The organism is Type-D symbiont of Plautia stali (genome assembly GCF_001485335.1).
Taxonomy (GTDB): Bacteria; Pseudomonadota; Gammaproteobacteria; order Enterobacterales; family Enterobacteriaceae; genus Pantoea; species Pantoea vagans_C.
Map to the genome: position 1 here is coordinate 1 of NZ_BBOC01000161.1, position 3,749 is coordinate 3,749.

General features: G+C 62.7%; 4 protein-coding genes and 2 pseudogenes. 2 read left to right on the forward strand and 4 right to left on the reverse strand.

From position 1 onward, the window contains the following. The 3 genes and pseudogenes from PSSD_RS27015 to PSSD_RS28295 all read right to left on the reverse strand — a co-directional run. Positions 1-234: pseudogene (locus tag PSSD_RS27015) on the reverse strand (GAF domain-containing protein); the annotation flags it as partial. 261 nt (positions 235-495) lie between these two features. Beyond that, a complete protein-coding gene (locus tag PSSD_RS27020; RefSeq protein WP_072215044.1) occupies positions 496-699 on the reverse strand; it encodes a hypothetical protein in 204 nt (67 codons plus the stop codon). Between the two features lie 64 nt (positions 700-763). Further along, positions 764-1,002 (reverse strand): annotated as a pseudogene (locus tag PSSD_RS28295) (transcriptional regulator). A 358-nt stretch (positions 1,003-1,360) separates the two neighbouring features. On the opposite strand from PSSD_RS28295, the gene PSSD_RS25555 reads away from it, so the two are divergent. Then, positions 1,361-1,567: a DUF3606 domain-containing protein gene (locus PSSD_RS25555; protein ID WP_039328797.1), complete on the forward strand. Its 207-nt coding sequence runs from the start codon at positions 1,361-1,363 to the stop codon at positions 1,565-1,567. Here PSSD_RS25555 and PSSD_RS25560 read toward each other — a convergent pair. Then, positions 1,564-3,021: a methyl-accepting chemotaxis protein gene (locus tag PSSD_RS25560; protein WP_058974191.1), complete on the reverse strand. Its 1,458-nt coding sequence runs from the start codon at positions 3,019-3,021 to the stop codon at positions 1,564-1,566. The two genes, PSSD_RS25555 and PSSD_RS25560, sit on opposite strands and share 4 nt — an antisense overlap. Before the next feature lie 344 nt (positions 3,022-3,365). On the opposite strand from PSSD_RS25560, the gene PSSD_RS25565 reads away from it, so the two are divergent. Further along, the coding region (locus PSSD_RS25565) for a GAF domain-containing protein (RefSeq protein WP_153011522.1) at positions 3,366-3,749 on the forward strand (384 nt) is incomplete at its 3' end.

The window sequence follows — 3,749 nt, forward strand, 5'->3', positions numbered from 1 at the left end:
GGCCAGGGCGTCGGGCACGCAGAGGATCTCCCCCTGCGCCAGCGTGTGGTCGCAGAAGGCGACGGTGCGGGCGGTGCCGGTGATATTCAGCCCGTAGCGGGACGCAAAAAGCTGCCGCTGGTCATCAATCAGCGAAACGAAGGCGGTGGACACGCGAAAAAGGCGCGCGGCGAGCGTGGTGAGGCGGTCCAGCGCGTTTTCCGGCAGCGTATCCGCCTGCTGATAGGATGCCAGCGCCGCGAGGCGGGCAACCTCGTTGTCTGATGTCGGGCGTTTCAGGGTCTGTCCCCCCAGAGGTCGAATGAGCTGTGGCCGGCATGACACAGCAAAAAGGGGACACGTTCAATCAGACGGGGCCGCAGAAATACCTGCGGCCCCGCCGCCGGAAGAAAGGCCCGTCAGCTGACCCCGCCGCGGGCAGGGTCAGGGGTAACAGTGACGCCCGGCTGTACCTGCGTCACAAAAACGTCATTTCAGGACCATTCCTGGGCGCGTTCAGCGCTGCAGGGCGGCGCAGCGCAGGCAGATCACGCAGTCGGGGTGCCGCAGGCGCGCGGACTGAAGCGCATGCCTGAGCGAGTAAAACGTGCCAATAAAGCGGACTCCGCCGGCCTCAGCCAGTTCGACACACCCCGCGCAATGCACTTCCTGGAGCGCGGTGCGTCCGCGCCGCACCGCGTAGTAGTATTTACCGCTCATGTCCTTATCCTCTTATCGGCCGCGCCCGACTGAACTTCAGCGAGCCGTCAGCGGACAGAGCCTGCTACTTTTTCTTTTGCGGCACAAGGGCATAATGCGGATGACGCCCGGCGAGCAGCAGCAGGAGTTCGTACTCCCCCTGGCTGAGGGGGCGGGATTTTTTGCCGCCTCCTTCATCTGCCAGACGCGCAGGCTGAGCTCAAATCGCTCTGCGGCGGCCTCCTGCGACAGGCCAGCAGCAAGCCTGAGCTCGCGGACGTCGGAACCGACCGCAACGGGCCGGTACAAAAGTTGATTTCCCAGAAGACACTCCTTTCCGACTGGCGGATCACAACGGACCGTCAGAATAAAAATACCGGGGCTCGCCCCAATTCATTACATTATCTTAACATTAACCTTATAGTTCAATGCGTCATGAACTGTCTACGGGATAATTAACAGCAGGCACTTCATTTATTTTTATTCTGCTGAGTCAAATCAGACAAACAGCCTAACGGGCATATTATCCATACGACCAGGAATCCTCTCCTTTTTTAACGAAATCCTGACAGAAGGATTATTCCGGTATTTTCCGGATGATTATTCGCCAGGATAGGCAGGGCTTACCGGTGGCCGTATTTAAGGCGCCGCCACACCCTGTACCGATAAAAAGGATAACCTGATGAAAAACCGTGATTATATCCAGCGGCGGGTCCCCGCCGACCTGAGCCGCATAGACATCCGGGAGCAATGGCAGATCACCTTCTGGACGCTGGAGCTGCGCACGACCCAGGAGCGTCTGACCCGCGCCGTGCGCGAGGCGGGCCCGGAAGCCGACCGCGTGCGGGCGTGGCTGGAGAAAAATCCCCCGCCGCGTACGACGTGTTAATGATGCCAGAAGGCCACCCAGTCGCCTTTGGGTGGCGGGGTAGCCCGTCGTAAGCTGACCGGCGGGGCGGACGCTGCGGCAGCCGTGTAGCCCTCTTTTGCCGGCAGCGTAAACCGGGTAATGGCGCCGCCCAGCGCGGTCGTCTGCCCGCTCAGGTTGCCCGCTGTGGCGGTAACTTCCTGCACCAGGGTGGCATTCTGCTGCGTGACGCGGTCAAGCTCCGCGACCGCCAGCGTGACCTGCGCTATGCCCTTGCTCTGCTCTTCCGAGGCCAGCGCTATCTGACCAATCAGCGCATTGACCCCGCCGACGCCGCGAAGTACCTCATCCATCGTGGTGCCGGCGCTGCCGGCGGCTCGGCGCCCGTCACTGACGCGCGCCACGGTATCGGCAATCAGGCCCTCAATCTCTTTCGAGGCGGCCGCGCTGCGCTGCGCCAGCGACCGCACTTCGGCCGCCACCACGGCAAAGCCCCGCCCCTGCTCCCCGGCGCGGGCCGCCTCAACGGCGGCGTTGAGCGCCAGGATGTTGGTCTGGAAGGCAATGCCGTTGATGGTGGCGGTGAACTGGCGGATTTTTTCTGAGCCCTCCGCGATGCTGCCCATAGCATCCACCACGGTCTGCACCTGCTCCGCGCCCCGCTGCGTGGTGCCGGCGGTGCGTTCTGCCAGCTCGCGCGCCTCGCGGGCGTTTTCCGCGTTGTGGGCAACGGTGGCGGTAATTTCCTCCATGCTCGCCGCGGTCTGCTCCAGGGCGGCGGCCTGGGTGGCGGTCCGGTCGGACAGGTCGGCGTTGCCGGCCGCAATCTCCCCGGCCTCACGGTGCAGAATCGCCGCGTTGTCGCGGATGGCCGCCACCGCGTCCAGCAGGCTGTGCTGCATCTCACGGACCAGCGGCACCAGCTGACCGACGCAGTTGCGGCCCAGGTCTTCCGGCTCGCGAGTAAGGTCGCCCCCTGCGATGGTCTTCAGGTGCGCGCGGATTTTCGCCACCGGGCGCACGAGGTGCACCAGCAGATAGCGGTCGCAGAACGCCAGCAGGGCGGCGGCGGCCAGCAGCGCGCTGATGAGAATAATCTCCAGCCGGTGGCGCCCGGCCATCACCGGCGCGTCGTCGGCGGCCAGCTGCTGCGTCAGGCTTCCGAGCCGCTCGCGGGCGGCGGCCGGATAGCGGTCCGGCGCACTCAGCGCCGCCCGATAACTGTCCCACGCCGCCTCCGCCGGAACCGCGGCCAGCAGGTCGGCCTTCTCGGCCGCCGTCCCGTCCTGCATGACGAGGCCCGCGCGGGTCAGAAAGGTCAGCTGCTGCGTCAGCGCGTCGGCGCGATCGGCGTGGCGGTACATCTCGCGCAGCGTCAGCGCGCCGTAACTGCCGGCCAGCGCCACCACGGCCAGGGAGAGGATCATCATCCATAGCACGACGCGGCGGATGGTAAAGTGTCTGAGCAGCTGCATAAGGTTTCCCCGGTGTTGTTATTATTATTAAATAATAAGAAGCATTATCGTTTATTTTAATTGCACGCGTGATTAAGTTGCGCGCTACGTTTATTTAGCAGGAGTCTGGCAGGTATTATTAAAAAAGGACACTGAAGGACGATAAAATAAAAGAATCGCGCTGCGCTAAATATTTTGCTAAAGAAAATAAGCATGACATCAGACCAGGCAGCGCCTATAGTAGGCGGCATAAAAAAGTTTTAATCGTTTTTCCCTTTCGCAGTTATTGCCTTTTACACGGCCCCCTTACCGTCCACTTTCTCTTTATGATTTCGCACCGGAACCAGGCCGGGGTGGAGGAACCCATGCTGATGAATCTTAACGGCGACAGCGATCGCCGCGCGCGGGCGCTGAAGGCGCTGCGCAGTCCCGACGAAAGCCGTGACGACGTGCTGCGAAAATTTGTGCGGCTGGCCAGCCAGGCGCTCGGCATCCCCGGCAGCTTTATCTCCGTGCTGGATGACGAATACCAGCACGTGCAGGCCGCCCACAACTTCGCCCTCAAGCAGTCCTCGCGCGAGGACTCGCTCTGCCGTCACGCGGTGGACGGCGACAGCGCGGTAGTGGTGCCCGACACCTGGCTGGACGCCCGCTTTGTGACGCATCCGCTCATCACCGGCGCGCCCTACATCCGCTTCTATGCCGGCGTGCCACTCAAAAACCGGGAGGGGATCGTGCTCGGCACGCTG